The following is an 18250-nucleotide window of genomic DNA, read 5'->3' as shown; positions in this document are numbered from 1 at the left end:
GATACGGCTGATACACCAATAAGTACGAAGTGTAAAGCTGGGCAACACGGGCATCGCCAAACGACCATACCCGCATCGACGGCACGAATACATCACGGATTGCGCGTATAAAATTCGATGCTCACCATGGACTGGATGCAGGAGAATTACCGGGAAATGCTGAGCATATTCTATGCATGCCCCATCTGAATAAGTGCCGGCTGGCGCTGATCGTCGCCCTGCGGCGGGATATGACGGTGCGTGCCCGCCACGAGGAGCAACAGATCGACCCCGCTGCACCCTATCTCGTATAGTTCAGCCAGGCACTCGGAGCTATTGGGGCGGCCAACCCAGCGGGCTCTCTCTGGCTGCCAGCTTGGCATGACCGCTTTCCCGAGCGGCCTTGTTCCACCGCTTTATGGGTGCATGTCAATGGCTCAACTGCTCCTGTTCACCGCCGTCATCACAGCCTTCGTCCTCTGGCGCTCCGCCGAGGCGCGCGCGGCGCTGCGGCGGCGCTTACCACGGCTACTGGGCTACGCTGGCCTGGGCTTGTTTGCCCTACTGGTCGCGACCGGGCGCCTGCACTGGATAGTCGGGCTCATCCTCGCCATCGCTCTGCTAGGACGCCGAGCGCTCATCAAGCTAAACGGCTCGTCCGAAGACGCATACCCCTCCCAGGGGGACGGCTATTGTTACCTGAAAACGAAAAATTTAGCGATTACAATCGATCCACGCAGCGGATGCATCGACGGCACAATCCTCGACGGCCGTCTGCAGGGCCGCCAGTTGAGCCGACTTGCGCTCAGTGAACTGCGGGTATTACACAACGCTTATTTAGCACTCGACGAGGAAACGGCAGCGCTTTTGGCCGCCTACCTCGATCAAGCCCATACGGGCTGGCAAGCTGGCGAGGCCAATCAGGGCAACGAGAATACAAGCTATGCTTCGGGTGGCAATAAAGCCTTGTCGGATACCCAAGCCTACGCCATGCTCGGGCTCGCGAATGGCGCCGACCGGGCGCAAATTGTGGCGGCCCATCGACGGCTGATGCAACGGCTGCACCCGGACCGCGGCGGATCCGGTTATCTCGCTGCGCGCCTCAATGCGGCTAAAGCGCAGCTGTTACGCACACAGCGGCCGAACCCATGATCGAATCGCCGCTCTTTCGGTGGTGCACTAAACTAACCCTTAGCATAAAGAGGAGACCGCATTGCACGGGAGTTATCCACCCCTTATGGCATTCGCCCTGGCTGCTGCCAGTGCGATGGGCGCAGCGGCGGCTCGCGCGTTGCCCGTCGAGAACGATGTCGGCCGCGCACCCCCGCAACCGATTGCAGCCGCGGCCGCCCAAGGTGATACCCCAGACCGCCGTGCGCTTACCCTGACGATTTATCAAAACGGCCTGAGCCTCGTGCACGAGGCTCGAGCAATTACCCTCTCTCCGGCCCGTGATCAGCTCACACTCCTTGATTTACCGGCACGTCTACAGCCGGATACGCTGGCCATCACCCTGAACTCGACTGTTCATGTCCAGCGACAGCGGTTTCGCAACGCAAAATGGACACCCCGCACGCTATTGCAAGCTTATCAGGGCCGTCCGGTACTGCTTATGCCCCGCTCCGGAGAAAATGGCCAGCCGCGCAGAGGGATACTCGTCAGCGCGGCTGGGGATAACCCGATCGTTCGAATCGGCAAGCGGCTGGAAATCGGCGGGCCCGATACGCCCTGGCGCATTGCCTTGCCGCTGGATCCGCGTGTCAATGTGGCCGGCCCCGCGCTCAACTTGTGGCTATCTGGTACTATGGGCGGCCGTCACAAACTGGATTTGATTTACCTAAGCGACGGGCTCGGCTGGCAAATGGACTATTGGGCCGAGCTGCAGGCCAAGCAACTTCGGCTCGAAGGCTTTGCACGAATCGTCAACCACAGTGGCGGAGACTATCCGAGCGCCAAGGTGCGTTTGATCGCCGGGGATATTGCCCGCGCTGATCGGATAAGCCCCATCATGATGAAAACGCAGCATCTGCGCTCAGCAGCCGAAGCGAGCGCAGCCGAGCCGGTCTTGGCGTGGCATTTATATCGCCTGGATCAACCAGTGAGCTTACCCGATGCCGCCACGCTGCGCCTGCAATTGCTCCGAGCGGAAGGCTTGGCGGTACAGCGCTACTATCGGGTTAGCGGCAACGCCACCGGTAATGGCGGCGAAACACCGGTTCGAGTGCGTCTGCATGTGGATACCACCACCGCAGAACAACCACTTGCACTTCCAGCCGGAACGGTGCGTATAAGGGAGGTGGGCGCGGATGGCGAGCCGCGTTATCTAGGTGCCGACCGGATCGATCATACGCCCACCGGCAAGCCGCTGGAGCTAGCCCTCGGCACGGCTTTTGATATCACCGCCCGCCGCACGCGCACACTGTTCCGGCGCCTAGGCAAAGATCACTACGAAGTCGGCTGGCGCATCGAACTGCGCAACGCCGGGACACAACCAGTCACGGTGCAACTCCGCGAACATCTGCCCGGTGACTGGGAAATCGTGCAGCATACCGCATCACACGAACGCATATCGTCCGCGATCGCACAATGGGCGGTTGCGGTGCCTGCAACCGGCACGGCTACAATGAGCTACCAAGCCCGTTATCAGCGCTGATTCGGATGAGTATCGATAGCCACACGGCGAGCGAAGTAACTGCGACGAGATTCGGGAGCTATTTTATGGCACGGTCACGCTTGATGGAATCATAAGCGGCCCGTATTTCCTGGGTGCGTTGCTGCGCTAACTTGACCATCGTCTCGGGCAAACCCCGAGCAACCAACTTGTCCGGATGATGTTGATTCATCAGCCGCCGGTAGGCTTTTTTTACCTCGGAATCACTGTTGCTTGGGCTGACGCCCAATGTGCGGTATGCATCCGTAAGTCCATCGCTCCGGGCGCCCCGAGGATTTGCCTGGGCGCGCTGGTAGTTACCGGCCAAAAATGCCTCTAAACGAGCATACTCACTTTCCTGTAGGCCGAGTCCTCGGGCGATGTAGAGTAAAATACCGCGCTTGGCCTTGTCGATACGGTCATCGGCCAGGGCTGCCTGAATTTGGATTTCCAGAAACATCCGCAATAAATTGATCTGCCCCCGGCTGACCCGACGAAACTCTCTCAGGGCTCTATCCAGGTCGAAATCGGCGCGTTTACCGGCATTAAAGTAGCCGATCGCCGCACGCCGTTGCTCCGCCGAGAGGTTCATTTGGGCCATGATCGATTCGGCCGCGGCGATCTCGGCTTCGCTGACGCGACCATCGATCTTGCACACATGGCCCATAATGCCAAAAGTGGAACGAAAAAAAATCTCGTGGATACGCCTCAGATCACCTAGAGCAAAGCGGGAAACAGCTAGGCCTCGATCGATTAGATGCCCTAGCAGCACACCAAACAACGCACCGAATAGCCCTCCTAGCCAATACCCGAGCAGACCACCGATTAGCTTTCCCACCCACATCGTCGTATCCACATTCCTCCTGGCCAAATCGCGTTTGCCCGAGCCTACGCCCCCGAGGCAAACCAACTCTGACTGATCAAGATAGCAACAGTCTTGCCATACGTTCGTTATATAGACATTATGCTTTTATAGGGATCACGGCGGCAGGGCACAGCCACACCAGTGGAAGAGACTGATTATGGTGGTTAAATCAGCACACCTCACCGCTGAGGAAGTAGGCTATCTACGCGAATTGTTTGCTGCAAACGAGCTGCGCGAGGTTCCCCTGCTTCGCTCACGCACGCTTGCGCTCGATCCCTACGGCGGCGATACCGAGCTGCTGCAGTTGCTAAGCGATGCCAAACACCTGCAGCTCAAGCTCGAACAAGGCAACTACATCTTTGATTTCAAGCTCTACGTGGAGCGCCCAACGGCCGGCCCTCCGGTGGCCCTGCGTTTTGGCTATCCCACCATCATCGAGCGCGATGGGACCGCACGGGCGGTCCGTGTTCACCCCTACCAAGGCGATATACGAGTGATCGACAGCCGCGGCCTGTTGCAAGCGCCCCAGGTGCGCGACCTCTCCGCCACGGGGTTGTCACTGACCGATCTGCCCTCAACCCTTACCCGCCCGGGGCGCCACTCTATTCATCTGCGAGTCCAGTTTAGCAATGCTGAACGCTTCGAGGTCAAAGGCCAGGTAGTGCGGATAAACCGGGACCATGCCGATACCAACCGCCGGACTCTCGCTATCCGTTTTGAAAATATCGCCGCCGAAACGCAAACGATCCTTAACCGCTACGTCTTCCGCCAGCACACACAAGCGCAGCACTGACAACGCGTCAGACGGCCTCGGTGCGCGCTCGAATTGCAAGCCGGCGAATCGAGCACTTGAACACGGGCCTACCTTCAGCGCCCTACCGCAGTTCCGTCAACCAATCACGCGGCTGCAGATAGCGCGCGTAGAGTTCCGCTTCCCTTGAGCCGGGCTCCGGCTGCCAGCCGTACTCCCAGCGCACCAGTGGCGGCAACGACATGAGGATGGACTCGGCTCGGCCGCCGGAGTGGATACCAAAGCGTGTGCCGCGGTCGAAGAGCAGGTTGAACTCCACGTAGCGGCCCCGCCGATAGAGTTGAAAGCGGCGCTCGCGCTCACCATAGTCGGTGCTCTTGCGGCGCCTGACAATGGGCAAATAGGCCTGTAGGAAGCCATTACCCACAGAACGCATGAAACCAAAAGCGTGCTCGAACCCGGCACCGGTGAAATCGTCGAAAAATAACCCCCCGACTCCCCGTGGCTCGTTACGATGCGGCAGATAAAAGTATTCATCGCACCACGCTTTAAAGCGGGGGTAGAAGCGTTCGTCATACGGATCGCAGGCGGCCTTGGCGCTCTGGTGCCAGTGCAACACATCTTCGTCGTAGCCGTAGCAAGGGGTCAGATCGAAGCCGCCACCGAACCACCACACCGGGGCCTCTCCCGGCTTCTCGGCAAGGAAAAAGCGGACATTAGCATGAGAGATCGGCACGAAGGGGTTGCGCGGATGGACGACCAGCGAAACACCCATGGCCTGGTAGCACCGTCCAGCCAGTTCCGGACGGCGCGCGCTGGCGGTGTCCGGCAAAGCGCTTCCATATACATGGGAGAAGTTAATACCCGCCTGCTCAAAGGTGACGCCCTCGCACAACACACGAGAGCGACCACCGCCCCCCTCCTCACGGCTCCAAGGATCCTCGTGGAAGCGCGCGGTGGCATCGTCCTCGGCACTAATGGCCTCGCAAATTCGATCCTGCAGGTCCAGGAGATAGCTTTTAACGGCTGCTGGGCGAGGCTTATCCATTCGGGTGCTGCTTTGCTCTCGATCTGCCATGGTCTGTTAATATTTTACCCACCAAGGGCTTACTACCTACCAAGCTTTGACAACCGGCTCTTGGCCATCATGGAATGCAAACTCATTCACGCAGAATCATCCCCGAGCGCGCATCGAGAATCGGGGTAGGACGATCGAGTTCACCGAGCTTGCCCGGCACGACCGCATCCAAATCAGGCCCGAATAATAACCGCGTGCGCAACGCCGTACGCGCCGGGGTGCCGCCGGCACGATTGGCGCTAGTCGACACCAGCGCTCCGCCGAAGGCCCGGCACAAGGCACTGGCGACCGGGTGCGCCGTCACTCGCAACGCGATAGTCCCGCGGCCACCGGTCAACCAAATGGGTGCACGGGCCGCGGCCGGCACCACCCAAGTCACCGGACCCGGCCAGCTCGCCATCATTTGCGCCGCCACCGCCTCGCTGAGGGGAGCCATATACTCAGCGAGCCAATCCGCCTCCGGGGCGATCAATATCAATCCCTTGCGCGCCGAGCGACCTTTCAGCTCCAGCAAACGAACGACGGCATCGCGGCGCCGCGGATCACAGCCTAAACCATAAACGGCCTCCGTGGGATAGGCAATAACACCACCGGCGCTCAGTAACGCCGCATAGCGGCACAGACGAAAACCAGACGGAGCGCGCACCATCAACCGCTCTTACGTCGATGTCCACCCCCGCGCCGCCCGCTCTTACGCTCCGGCACCTTGTCCAACAGTTGTCGGCATTCCTCGAGATCGAGCTCATCGGGCTCACGCCCCTTGGGAATACGGGCATTCTTCTTGCCGTCGGTGATATACGGTCCGAACCGACCACGCAAAATTTCTATCTCAGCGCCATCGAAGCGACGAATAAGCCGATTTGCCTCGGCTTCCTTCTTCTCGGCCACCCGTTCCAACGCCCGCTCGCGGGTAATCGTATAGGGGTCATCGTCGCGTTTCAGGGAAACGAACTTGCTGCCATAGCGCACATAGGGACCATAACGACCGATGCCGACCACGAGCTTTTCCCCTTGCGGCGTCTCACCCAACTCCCGGGGCAGCTTGAACAGCGCCAAGGCCTCCTCGAGCGTGATGGTATCGATGCTCTGTCCCTGAACCAACCCGGCAAAGCTTGGCTTTTCCGCATCGTTCGCACTGCCGATCTGCGCATAGGGGCCATAGCGACCCAACCGGGCGGTCACAGGTCGACCACTGATCGGGTCGACGCCCAGCTCGCGTGCCTGCATCACCTCGCCACGCGACACCTTGCTCTTATCCTCGATACGTTCTTTGAATGGTTCCCAGAACGCGCGCAGCACCGGAATCCAATCCCGTTCGCCGCGGGAGATGGCGTCCAGATCATCCTCCATACGGGCCGTGAAATCGTAATCCACATAGCGGTCGAAGTGTTCCTTGAGAAACTTGATCACCACCCGACCGGTATCCGTGGGACGGAAACGCCGATTCTCCAACACGACATAATTGCGCTGCTGCAGCGTCGACAAAATAGCGGCATAGGTGGAAGGGCGACCGATGCCCCGTTCCTCCAAAGCCCGTACCAGGCTCGCTTCGGAATAGCGTGGTGGCGGCTCGGTAAAGTGCTGCTCGGGCCGGATTTCCCACAACTTGATCTCATCGCCGACCTGCATAGACGGCAGGGTCCGCTCATTGTCTTCAGCGGCATTGGCATCGTCGGTGCCTTCCGAATACACCGCCATGAAACCCGGATCCGCGATCGTAGAACCGGTGGCGCGGAATACGCCCTCACTGCCACAGGCGAGATCCACCGCCACCGTATTGATCGTGGCATGGATCATCTGGCAGGCAACCGAGCGCTTCCAGATAAGCTCATAGAGTCGATATTGATCCTGGGTAAGAAAGGCCTTGAGCTCATCGGGCAGGCGCCAAGCGTCGGTTGGCCGAATGGCCTCATGCGCCTCCTGGGCATTCTTGGCCCGGGTTCGATAACGGTGCGGGCGCTCGGGCAGTTTGTCGCGGCCGTATCGTTCGGCAATCACCTCTTGGATATTCGCTACAGCCTCCTGGGCCAGGTTGACCGAGTCGGTGCGCATGTAGGTAATCAAACCGATGGCACCGCTGCCCGTGTCGATGCCCTCGTAGAGCTGCTGTGCCACTCGCATGGTTTTCTGGGTAGAAAAGCGCAGTTTGCGCGAGGCCTCTTGCTGCAGGGTCGAGGTGATGAAAGGGGCCGCCGGGTTACGCCGCCGCTGCTTGCGCTCTACTTTGGCAACCCGCAGACAGCCATCCGCCGCTTGCCCGAGCCGGACAGTCACCTCGGTCGCTTGCGTACCCGTATTGATCGAGAACTGCTCGACCCGCTCGCCAGCAAGCGTGGACAATCGAGCGATGAAGCGCTGCTGCGATTGCTCTAGATCGGCCTCGATCGTCCAGTACTCGCGCGGAGTAAAAGCCTCGATCTCCTGCTCGCGCTCCACGATCAATCGCAGCGCCGGACTCTGAACTCGACCGGCGGAGAGTCCACTGGTAATTTTTTTCCATAACAAGGGCGAGAGCTTGAAGCCGACCAGATAGTCCAGCGCCCGGCGGGCCTGCTGCGCATTGACGAGATCCGTCGATAACCCGCGTGGATGCGCCATGGCCGCTTGGATAGCACGCTGGGTAATCTCATAGAAGACAACACGATGGATGGGCTTGCCCTCGAGCACGCCACGCTCTTTGAGCAACTCCGAGAGATGCCAGGAAATGGCCTCCCCCTCTCGATCCGGGTCCGTTGCCAGGTAGACGGTATCGATCTTTCGAATGGCCTTGGCGATGGCATCGACGTGCTTCGCGTTGCGCTCGATGGTCGTGTACTTCATGGCAAAGTCACACTCGGTGTCCACCGCTCCTTCCTTGGGCACTAGATCACGCACATGACCGTAGGAGGCCAGCACCTCGAAATCGGTCCCCAAGTACTTGTTGATCGTGCGCGCCTTGGCTGGTGATTCGACGATTACCAGGTTTTTTGCCATGTTAAAAAACAGTCTGAAGATGATCTGAAGATGAATCGAGCGACACAAGCAACGCAGACATGCTGCGAAGCAGGTTCAGTGGAGGAAATGCGCCGGATTGTCGAATATCAGGTTTTCCATCCAGGCATACGCCTCTTCTTGTCCTGGCTGACTGAAAAGAACCATAAGGACCACCCATTTCAAGGTGTCCAAATCAATTTCATCATCGAGGGCCATCATCCGGTCGATAACCAGCTCCCGACTGACTGAAGTCAGGATACCGACCTGTTCGAGGTAGAGCAGAAAGCCGCGACAATCCGCCTCTAATTTGGTTAGCTCCGATTCGGTGAACAACCGGATCGAGCGCTTGCTGTCGGGTTCCAAAACAGGAACGTTACGGCTATCCGCAAGCGCATGGAGCCAATCGAACGCCTTACGAATCTCAAGCTGGCTAAATCCCACCTCGAACAGCTCTGTCTCAACAAGCTCCCTATCCGAGCCCAACTCTTCCTCGTTATAAAGGTCATTTTCGAACAGGTACATCAAGACATCGAAAACGTTCTCTTTCATCCTCACGTCCCATCGCCCCGACGAGCATACCGACCACCGGGACAGGTCGCTACATAGCCCATTAATTCCAATTGCAAAAGCATGGCGGAAAGCGTATCGGGCGTCAATCCGGTGCGCTGGAGCAGCACGTCCGCCGGGACGGGATCGTACCCCAATGCCGCCAACACACGACGGTAGCCCCAATCTAAAGAGGGCGTCTTCCCGGAGTCGGCTGGCCTCTCGGTCATCGCCCCCGCAAAAGGGGGAAGCTCTTCGAGCACATCAGCCGCAGACTCCACCAACTTCGCCCCTTGGCGGATTAGCGCATGGCAGCCTCGCGCGAGCGGATTATGAACCGAGCCGGGGATGGCAAACACCTCCCGCCCCTGCTCGAGCGCGTGTTGCACCGTGATCAATGAGCCGCTGCGCGGGCTCGCCTCGACGACCAACGTGCCTAAGGCCAAGCCGCTGATAATGCGGTTGCGCCGCGGAAAATGCTCACGCCGCGGCTGACTACCGATCGGAAATTCACTGATCAACGCACCCCGCTCGGCGATGGCGTGAGCGAGATCACGGTGGCGCGCCGGATAAATGCGATCTGGGCCAGTACCCAAAACAGCGACGGTAAGGCCCTCGGCCTCAAGCGCGCCACGATGGGCGCCGGCGTCGATCCCGAGCGCCAAACCACTGGTGACCGTCAAGCCGGCGCTTGCCAAATGCGCTGCGAAAGCGCGGGCGTTGCTCATGCCACCCGGGGTCGGATTGCGACTACCCACTATGGCAAGCTGCGGTTGGTTCAAAACAGCGGGCTGGCCGACGACAAACAGCAGCGGCGGCGGTACCGGGATGCGCCGTAACAATTCAGGATAAACTGGATCGGTACAGCACAACAAATGATGGCCTTCGCTTTCCAACCACCGCAGATCCGTCTCTACCCTGGCCTCGTCGGCGCGCGCTAGAGCAGTGAGCACCTTGGCGGAAAATCCCGCCTGCGCTTGCTCTTTGCGCGAGGCAGCCAAAAAAGCCGCAGGGGTCTGAAAGCACTCGAGTATGCGCTGAAAGGTCCGGGCGCCGAGCCCCGGCGTGCGATACAGGCGCAACCAGGCCACCCGTGACTCATCCCGCGAACGATTCGGCATGCTGCGCTGCTCTGCTGCGACCACCGAGGTCCAGACGACGGAATACGCGCCGACACCGTCGGCTTATACGGCTAGAGCGGCGCCGTCATGCTGGCGCGCTGCAGCGGCAGTTGGACAGCGGGGTTGCGGACCCGATCATGAACACTCATGGCACGGGTAGCCTCCATGATCAAGCCGAAACTCAGCTGGGGAAACGTACGAAAAATGATCATGCTCCCCGCCCGTTCGTCCGGTAACTCCACCCGATCAAGGTGCCCGTCGAAGTGGTCGACCACTTCCCGTCCCGGTTTGTAGACCAGCAACACGTCACCGGGTTTGAGAGCTTGTGCCTCACCACGGTTGATGGCCACTACATTATATTGACCGATCTGTGAGACACCGCCCATGACCGCAACGATTACTCCTTCGACCGCTTGCGCCGGGGGGCGAGGGTAGAAACGACCCCTGAGCGCCTTTTCTTCTACGCCCAGCAAACGATCTCCCGGCAACACCTCACGATTGCTGCGGCTAATGGTACACGTTGCAGGCTCACCACTTGACCTACACACAGCATCGCCGACGTGGGTGGCTTGATAGCCGAGCACCGCTCCGCTTTCCGGGTCCACCAACGGCCCTCTTTTGCGCAGAATACCGTATAGACGATTCGTCCTATCCTGGCCGAGACTGCGCACGTAGATCGAATCCCCCTGTGCGCCCATCACGTGCTCGTCCGCGGCGGCCACAATGTGGGCCGCTTGGCGCCATTGTTCGGCCGAAACCATACGATCGCCGGTAAGAAACGGCCGCAGGACACTGATCGGAATGACAGGGATGGCCTCTTCCAGCTCTTTCACTCGAACCTCGGGTGACAACTTTATAGTGCCGCCTTGCCGTTCGACCACGAGCCGGGGTCTACCGCCAACCATGGTAAACTTGATTACATCGCCCGGATAGATCAGGTGTGGGTTTTCGATAGCCGGGTTAACGTACCAGATCTCAGGCCAGTACCAAGGGTCTTTCAGAAAGCGGGCCGAGATATCCCACAGATTATCACCGGGCTGTACGGTATACTGGCTCGGGTGTCCCTGCTTAAGCGGAAGCGCGGCGGCCATGAGCGGGGAGGTGAGCATGAGCAGAGTGCACAGTACCCAAACAAACGCGTTTTTGATGAGCATCGACGTTCCCTGTTTGAGGCCCTATCCATAGTAGCGGCAACCGAGTTGAGTTCGTTATAGTTTACGTCCAAGTAATCAGCGCCCAGATTAGCAATGAAGGGTCGCCAATCGCAACGGATCAAATATGGCAATCTTGGATATCCTGCATTATCCCGATCCGCAACTTCGCATTCGGGCACAACCGGTCGAAAAGGTGACCGACGAGGTACGCCGCTTGGTGGACGATCTCTTCGAGACCATGTACGACGCCCCCGGCATTGGCCTAGCCGCCACCCAGGTGAACATACATTGGCGTGTCCTAGTGGTCGACATCACCGAAGCCAAGAACGAGCCGCTCGCCTTCATCAACCCGCAGATCCTGGAACGCAAGGGCGAGGAGGAGATGCAAGAGGGCTGTCTGTCGGTGCCCGGCTATTTTGATACGGTGCGTCGTGCCGAATGGGTGAAGGTACACGCCCAAGATCGCAGCGGCGAGCCGTTCGAGCTCGAAACCGACGGCTTACTGGCGGTTTGCATTCAACACGAAATCGATCATCTCGAGGGCAAGCTCTTCGTTGATTACCTCTCCGAGCTCAAACGCAAGCGCCTGCGTAAGAAGCTGGAGAAGCAGGCACGTCAAGGTACGTCGCCGGCGCATCCGAGACAACGGGTGATCTGAGTCGCCCCCTCGATGAGCGATGCCCCGCTGATCGTCTTCGCGGGCACGGCGGAATTTGCGGTACCCGCCTTGCAGCGGCTGAGTCGCGGTCCACAGCGAGTGATCGGCGTCTACACACAGCCGGATCGACCCGCCGGCCGAGGCCGGCGGTTGCGCCCGAGCCCCGTCAAAACAGCCGCACAGGCTTACAACCTGCCCGTATATCAGCCGCAGAGCCTGCGCCACGCCGCAGCGCAAGCAGAGCTCGCGGAGTTGGCTCCGGAGCTTATTGTGGTCGCGGCCTACGGGCTGGTCCTGCCGCCGGAAGTATTGGCGATCCCAGCGCTGGGATGTTTAAACATCCATGCCTCGCTGCTGCCGCGCTGGCGTGGCGCGGCCCCTATACAACGGGCGATCGCCGCCGGCGATCGCCGAACGGGGGTCACCATCATGTGCATGGATGCCGGCCTGGACACCGGCGCCATCCTAGCTCAACGGGACTGCCTGATTCAGGCGGACGACACCGGTGGCAGCGTCCATGATCGGCTTGCTGAGCTGGGAGCCGAACTCATCACGGCCACCCTACCACACTGGCTGGCCGGTGAGATCGAGCCACAGACCCAAAACCCAACCGAGGCCACATATGCCGCGAAGCTACACAAGGAGGAGGCCGTCATCGACTGGCAGCGTCCAGCCACGGAGATTGCCCGCCGGATCCGAGCCTTCAATCCTTGGCCTGTCGCATACACCCAACACCACGGGCGTATCCTTCGAGTGTGGTTGGCCCGGGCGCTGACCACCACGCCACCGCTCGCCGCCGCAGGCAGCATCGTAGAGGCCGGCGACGCCGGCATCGATGTGGCCACTGGCGAGGGACTGCTGCGCATAGAGGAGCTACAGATCCCGGGCCGTCAGCGCCAGCACGCTAAGGCATTTCTCAACGGTTATCCACTCTCCCCTCATGACCGTCTGGGCTAAGCCCGTGCCTGGTCGACGCCCCAGCCCCGCCACATCATCACGCCGGGCGGCTGTGCAAACCTTGCAAGATGTCCTGGCGCACGGCCGCACCCTGCCCAATGCCTTAGCGGATTCCGTAGCCGCACTACAGGACAGCCGTGACCGTGCGCTCTGTCAGGAGCTTTGCTATGGAGTACTACGCTGGCACTCCCGGCTGGAGGCGTTGGTGCTTAACCTGTTGGAACAGCGCCCACGCAACCGCGACCGCGATCTCACCTTGCTTCTCGAGCTCGGCCTATACCAATTAATGTACACACAGATACCGCCGCATGCAGCCGTCTCGGCCACGGTGGACACCGCGCGGGCACTGGGTAAGAGTTGGGCAGCCGGCTGGGTCAATGCCGTCCTGCGACGCTTCCAGCGCGAGCGCGCTAATCGGCTCCAGGCGGTAGATCTTGATTGCGCTACCCGCCATGCCATGCCGCCCTGGTTGCTGCAGTGGCTGCGCGCGGATTGGCCGTCCGATTGGCAGTCACTGGTGCAGGCAAGCAATGCGCGCGCGCCGCTTACGGTGCGAATCAATCGCCGCCGGCGCGACCGCGATGCCTGGTTGGCGCAATTGAGTGCCGTTTCGCTTACCGGCGCGCACCTCACGGAACTGCCCCAAGCGATAATGCTAAGTCGAGCGCTACCGGTCACCGAGCTACCGGGCTTCGCTGACGGCGAGGTCTCGGTGCAAGACGCCGCCGCGCAGTTCGCCGCTATGCTCCTAGCCTTACGGCCGAAGCAGCGTGTGCTCGACGCCTGCGCTGCACCAGGCGGCAAAACGACTCATATCCTGGAGCAGGCGGAGGTAACGCTAACGGCGTTGGATATCGATGCGCAACGCTTGACTCGAGTAGCGGAGAATCTGGCACGGCTTGGTCTGCAGGCGAACCTCCTGGTCGGTGACGCCACAGACCCCGCAAGCTGGTGGGACGGGTTGACCTTCGATCGTATCCTGGTGGACGCACCCTGCTCGGGCACCGGGGTCATCCGCCGCCATCCCGACATCAAGTGGCTGCGTCGTCCTAGTGACCTGCCGGCGCTCGCCGCCACCCAGCAGCGCTTGCTCAACCGGCTCTGGCCGTTGCTGAGCAGCGGCGGTAGGCTGATCTATGCTACCTGCTCCGTGTTGCGGGCCGAAAACGATGCGGTCATCGAGTCGTTCCTGCGGGGGCACGGGGATGCCCTCGTCCGCGCGCCCGATATCCCGCTGGGGCGCGCGCTCCAGTTCGGTCACCAGATCTTGCCCGGAGAGCGGGACATGGACGGGTTTTACTACGCGTGCCTGGAAAAAGATTGACAACCGCGACGTCGTATTTCCGGTGCAATACCCGGGCGCAGTTGCTCGCTTTCCTACTGGCGCTGGTAACGACGCTGGCCAGCGCCGGAGCGGATGGCGAGTTCCGCATCCGTGCCGGCGCCATCTCCCTGCAGGAGGGCGTTTATTATCTCGATGCCGAGGTGGAGTATCATTTGAGCGAGGCCGCGCAGGAGGCGCTGGACAATGGCGTGCCGTTATACGTGGAACTGGAGATCAAGGTCATCCGACCCCGCTGGTGGTCGTGGGGGTGGTTAGACGAGGTGGTCGCGGAGCTAACCCAACGTTATCGTTTGCAGTACCATGCCTTGAGCCAGCGCTATATGCTCACCGCTATCAACAGCGGCGAGACGCGCAGCTTCCGTCGCCTGCAGACCATGTTGGTGGAACTCGGCAACATCCAAAGGCTGCCGGTAATTGACGCCGAACTATTGCAAGCACCGCAGCAATATCGAGTCCGCGCCCGCGCCCGGTTGGATCTCGATGCCTTACCCCAACCGTTGCGCACAGTCATTTATTTATCGCCGGAATGGCGGCTGGTAAGCGATTGGCAGCAATGGCAGCTCGGATCGTGAAGCGACTGCTACTGCGTGAAGGCACGGTCCGAATCGGGCTGTGCGTGCTGCTTCTGGCATCGCTGTATCTGCTCACGGCGGCCACGGAGAACTCCGCCCGCTTCGGCCGCCTTTACAGCTGGCTGCTGCTATTCAATACCGTAGGGTTGATAGCGCTGCTGGGATTGATCGGCCACAACCTCTGGCGACTGATCGTGGCGTTTCGCGCGAAGCGCACCGGCAGCCGTCTCACAGCAAAGCTGCTGTTGCTGTTCTTGGTGCTTGCGGTCGTCCCCGGCACAGTCGTGTACGCCTTTTCCATGCAGTTCCTGCGCAGTGGCATCGACAGCTGGTTTGATATCCGCGTGGAAGAGGCACTGAATAACGCGCTCAAGCTCTCTCAGGCCTCGCTGGATTTACGCATGCGCGATGTACTGAAACGCGTCGAGTCGGCCAGACGCCAACTCATCGATATGCCGGACGGCATGTTGGCGCTTACCCTCGGCGATCTACGGGAGCGGATAGAGGCATCCGAGTTAACGCTGCTTGGTAACAACGGGCGCATCATCGCCTCAAGCAGCCAGGATCCAGCCGCGATTCTTCCCCGCCGCCCCGAAAAGGAGATCCTCCTGCAGTTGCGTCAAGGCCGCCCCTATGTTGGGCTGGACCCGATCGACAACTCAGGCTTACAAATTTACGCGGTTATCCCAGCCCCCGATCCGAGCAACCCTCAGAACAGCCGCATCCTCCAGGCGCTCTTCCCGATCTCGCCACACCTCGGAATCCTGGCCGGTGATGTCCAGCGGGCATTCGGCGATTACCGCGAAATCACCTATCTTCGTGACCCACTCAAAGACAGTTTTATTCTTACCCTATCACTGATCCTGCTGCTGTCATTGCTGTTCGCCGTCTGGTCGGCGTTTTTTCTTGCAAAACGGCTGGTCGCACCCATCAGCGGCCTGGTCGAGGGTACCCGAGCCTTGGCACAAGGTGACTATGGGACACAACTGCCTTCGGCAGGAAAGGACGAACTCGGCTTCTTGGTTCAATCCTTCAACGATATGAGCCGCCGTGTAGCCCTAGCTCGTAACGCGGCGCGCCAGGGTCAGACACAAGCCGAAGCGCAACGCGCCTATCTCGAGACGGTTCTCGGGCGGCTCTCCTCTGGTGTGCTGGCAGTTGACCATGAAGGCATTTTGCGCACTCATAATCAGGCGGCGGACCATATCCTAACAGTGCATCTAGCCGACAGCATAGGCAGGCCGTTGATTGCAATAGCGCGGACCCATGCGAGTGTTGCCCCATTCGCGGATTTGGTCGCCGAACGCATGGCTAGCGGCATGGCCGAGTGGCGCGAGGAGCTGACTCTGAACACCGCGGAGGGCCGCCGAGTGCTCATCTGCAGCGGCGCTGCACTGCCGGCTGATATGGCCTCCGGGGGGCACGTGATCGTCTTCGACGATGTCACGGCTTTGATTCAGGCACAGCGTGATGCCGCCTGGAGTGAAGTAGCTCGGCGCCTAGCTCATGAGATCCGCAATCCGCTGACGCCAATCCGCCTCTCCGCCGAACGCATCCGCCATAAGTACCTGGCGCGAGCCGATGCACAGAATGCGGAGGTACTCGAGCGGGCGACCCGAACCATCATTGCGCAAGTGGATAATATGCAGGCTATGGTCAAGGCGTTCTCAGAGTATATGCGGCCACCCAGGCTGGAGATCCGGCCACTGGACCTCAATGCACTTATCCAAGATGCGGTAGAGCTCTATCGCGGCCACCCGGATCAGCCCGAATTCGAGCTTATGCTCTCCCACAATCTACCGACCTTATGTGCCGACATGGGACGCTTGCGCCAACTGCTGAACAACCTGATCCGCAACGCCCTGGAAGCGAACCCAGGCGATCGCCCTTGTCGGGTTGCTATAATCACCCGCCTGGATGAAGGTCGCGCTACCGAGGCAGTGGAGCTGGTAGTGAGCGACAATGGGCCGGGCTTCGCCCAAAATATGCTTAATCAGATCTTCGAGCCCTACGTCACTACCAAACCGAAAGGAACCGGGCTCGGCCTGCCGATCGTCAAGCGGATTGTCGAAGAACACCATGGGCGCATTTCCGCACACAATACACGGCTGGGTGCTCAGCTCATCGTCCGCTTCCCGGTGCCAGATCACCGCCGGGTCCGATCTCCACGCCGCGCCAAGACCAGCAAAGAGGCATTTCTATGAATGCAGCGTATGTTCTGGTCGTTGACGACGAGCCGGATATTCGACAATTGGTAAAGGAGATCCTGGAGGACGAAGGCTACCAAGTAGCGACGGCGGGCAACGCCGCCGCTGCCCGAGAAGCGCGACGGCGGCGCTGCCCCGATCTGATCCTACTCGATATTTGGATGCCCGACGAAGACGGCGTCACTCTACTCAAAGAGTGGAGCGAAAACGACGCAAACCGTTGCCCGGTGGTGATGATCTCCGGGCACGGTACCGTAGAGACAGCGGTGGAAGCTACCCGGCTCGGGGCCATTGACTTCATCGAAAAACCACTGTCGATGGCCAAGTTGCTTGTAACTGTCCGCCAAGCTCTTGCCGACAGCGCGGGGAAGACGGCGCAGAGCAGCCCGCCGGGGGCGGGTGAACCGCTAAAGCCCGTAGGCCACAGTCATCAGCTCGAGGAATTGCGGAAGCAAGTCCGGCGCCTCGCGGCAAGCGAGAGCCGGGTTCTTTTCAGCGGTGAGCCCGGCAGCGGCAAGACGTGTTTTGCCCGCTACCTACATGCACTGAGCGAGCGCCGACGGGGGCCGCTAATCGAGTTCGCCGGCGAAAAAGCGGCTGTGGAGCTGTTCGGCTACGAAGACACACCCGGTCGTCTGGAAGCGGCTAGCAACGGAACCTTAGTGTTGGATGAAGTAGCCGATCTCGAGCCGGAGGCCCAGATCCGGCTGGTATCGGCACTGGAAAAACAGGAGTTTCAGCGTATCGATGGCAGCCGATCCCAGCCTTTGACAACCCGCATTATCGCCCTGACGCGCCTTAATCTCGCCGCAGTGGTACGCGCCGGTCACTTTCGCGAGGATCTTTATTACCATCTCAATGTCGTACCGGTGCATATACCGCCGCTGCGCGAGCACATTGAAGACATCCCCGACCTGCTTAACTTCTACGTGAACCATCTGGTAGAGCAGCAAAGTCTGCCCTATCGTCGCTTCAACGTGGCGGCCCAAAACCGGCTGCGCAACTACACCTGGCCCGGTAATGTGCGGGAACTGCGCAATTTGGTGCAACGTTTGTTGATTCTTGGCGAGTGCTTGGAAATCACGGTATCCGAGATAGACAACGCCCTCACCACCTCCGCACAGATCGCTGAGATGGATGCCGCCACGAACTTGCCAAACTTGTCGCTGGACCGGCCGTTGCGCGAGGCGCGCGAGGAGTTCGAGCGTCTCTATCTGCAACATCAACTCAAGCGTGCCGCCGGCAGCGTCGCCCGGCTGGCACGGCTCACCGGAATGGAACGCACGCATCTTTATCGCAAGCTGCGCGCGCTCGGAATCGATCCGAAGGAAAGCGCTTGAACCCGCGCGAAGCGTCATTGGCCGGGTCACACGGTACCCGACCATGATCACGCT

At 60.1% G+C, this 18250-nt stretch carries 16 protein-coding genes; 9 read left to right on the top strand and 7 right to left on the bottom strand.

Going from position 1 to position 18250, the window contains the following annotated elements; all coding sequences use genetic code 11:
• Positions 1-411 precede the first annotated feature (411 nt).
• Complete coding sequence (locus NB231_RS10955) at positions 412-1131, top strand: J domain-containing protein (RefSeq protein WP_005002713.1); 720 nt, start codon at positions 412-414, stop codon at positions 1129-1131.
• 85 nt (positions 1132-1216) lie between these two features.
• Positions 1217-2632, top strand: coding sequence for a DUF4139 domain-containing protein (locus tag NB231_RS10950; protein WP_005002710.1), 1416 nt, complete (start codon positions 1217-1219; stop codon positions 2630-2632).
• A 58-nt stretch (positions 2633-2690) separates the two neighbouring features.
• Here the strand turns inward: NB231_RS10950 and djlA are convergent, their stop codons facing one another.
• Entirely contained in the window at positions 2691-3485 is a 795-nt protein-coding gene (gene djlA / locus NB231_RS10945) for a co-chaperone DjlA (protein ID WP_232210454.1), read from the bottom strand.
• Positions 3486-3651: 166 nt separating this feature from the next.
• On the opposite strand from djlA, the gene NB231_RS10940 reads away from it, so the two are divergent.
• Entirely contained in the window at positions 3652-4287 is a 636-nt protein-coding gene (locus NB231_RS10940; RefSeq protein WP_040662231.1) for a PilZ domain-containing protein, read from the top strand.
• A gap of 82 nt (positions 4288-4369) precedes the next feature.
• Here NB231_RS10940 and hemF read toward each other — a convergent pair whose 3' ends face one another.
• The 6 genes from hemF to NB231_RS10910 form a co-directional block, all read right to left on the bottom strand.
• The gene (gene hemF, locus NB231_RS10935) at positions 4370-5293 is read right to left on the bottom strand and encodes an oxygen-dependent coproporphyrinogen oxidase (RefSeq protein ID WP_005002706.1); all 924 of its coding nucleotides are present in this window, start codon (positions 5291-5293) and stop codon (positions 4370-4372) included.
• A gap of 112 nt (positions 5294-5405) precedes the next feature.
• Complete coding sequence (locus NB231_RS10930; RefSeq protein WP_005002703.1) at positions 5406-5972, bottom strand: L-threonylcarbamoyladenylate synthase; 567 nt, start codon at positions 5970-5972, stop codon at positions 5406-5408.
• Positions 5972-8296, bottom strand: a complete 2325-nt coding sequence (locus NB231_RS10925) for a DNA topoisomerase I (protein ID WP_005002702.1) — start codon at positions 8294-8296, stop codon at positions 5972-5974. The genes NB231_RS10930 and NB231_RS10925 overlap by 1 nt, the downstream gene beginning before the upstream one ends.
• A 75-nt stretch (positions 8297-8371) precedes the next feature.
• Positions 8372-8845, bottom strand: coding sequence for a DUF494 family protein (locus NB231_RS10920; RefSeq protein ID WP_005002698.1), 474 nt, complete (start codon positions 8843-8845; stop codon positions 8372-8374).
• Between the two features lie 2 nt (positions 8846-8847).
• Positions 8848-9963, bottom strand: a complete 1116-nt coding sequence (gene dprA / locus NB231_RS10915) for a DNA-processing protein DprA (protein WP_005002696.1) — start codon at positions 9961-9963, stop codon at positions 8848-8850.
• Between the two features lie 71 nt (positions 9964-10034).
• Positions 10035-11117, bottom strand: coding sequence for a LysM peptidoglycan-binding domain-containing protein (locus tag NB231_RS10910; protein ID WP_005002695.1), 1083 nt, complete (start codon positions 11115-11117; stop codon positions 10035-10037).
• Positions 11118-11241: 124 nt separating this feature from the next.
• Here NB231_RS10910 and def point away from each other — a divergent pair, with 124 nt between their 5' ends.
• Genes def through NB231_RS10880 form a run of 6 tightly spaced genes read left to right on the top strand, consistent with a single transcriptional unit; the run spans position 11242 to position 18196 of the window.
• A complete protein-coding gene (gene def, locus NB231_RS10905; protein ID WP_005002694.1) occupies positions 11242-11775 on the top strand; it encodes a peptide deformylase in 534 nt (177 codons plus the stop codon).
• A gap of 12 nt (positions 11776-11787) precedes the next feature.
• The gene (gene fmt, locus NB231_RS10900) at positions 11788-12732 is read left to right on the top strand and encodes a methionyl-tRNA formyltransferase (RefSeq protein WP_005002693.1); all 945 of its coding nucleotides are present in this window, start codon (positions 11788-11790) and stop codon (positions 12730-12732) included.
• Positions 12716-14056, top strand: coding sequence for a 16S rRNA (cytosine(967)-C(5))-methyltransferase RsmB (gene rsmB, locus NB231_RS10895; protein WP_050756095.1), 1341 nt, complete (start codon positions 12716-12718; stop codon positions 14054-14056). The genes fmt and rsmB overlap by 17 nt, the downstream gene beginning before the upstream one ends.
• The gene (locus NB231_RS10890; RefSeq protein WP_005002690.1) at positions 14053-14649 is read left to right on the top strand and encodes a DUF4390 domain-containing protein; all 597 of its coding nucleotides are present in this window, start codon (positions 14053-14055) and stop codon (positions 14647-14649) included. Before rsmB ends, NB231_RS10890 begins: the two co-directional genes overlap by 4 nt.
• Positions 14646-16853 carry a sensor histidine kinase gene (locus NB231_RS10885; protein ID WP_332247701.1) on the top strand — a complete coding sequence of 736 codons (2208 nt, stop codon included), beginning with the start codon at positions 14646-14648 and terminating at the stop codon, positions 16851-16853. The genes NB231_RS10890 and NB231_RS10885 overlap by 4 nt, the downstream gene beginning before the upstream one ends.
• Entirely contained in the window at positions 16850-18196 is a 1347-nt protein-coding gene (locus NB231_RS10880) for a sigma-54-dependent transcriptional regulator (protein WP_005002687.1), read from the top strand. Before NB231_RS10885 ends, NB231_RS10880 begins: the two co-directional genes overlap by 4 nt.
• Positions 18197-18250 lie beyond the last annotated feature (54 nt).

The organism is Nitrococcus mobilis Nb-231 (genome assembly GCF_000153205.1).
In the GTDB taxonomy this organism is placed as follows: domain Bacteria; phylum Pseudomonadota; class Gammaproteobacteria; order Nitrococcales; family Nitrococcaceae; genus Nitrococcus; species Nitrococcus mobilis.
This window is presented reverse-complemented; position numbering and strand designations above follow the sequence as displayed.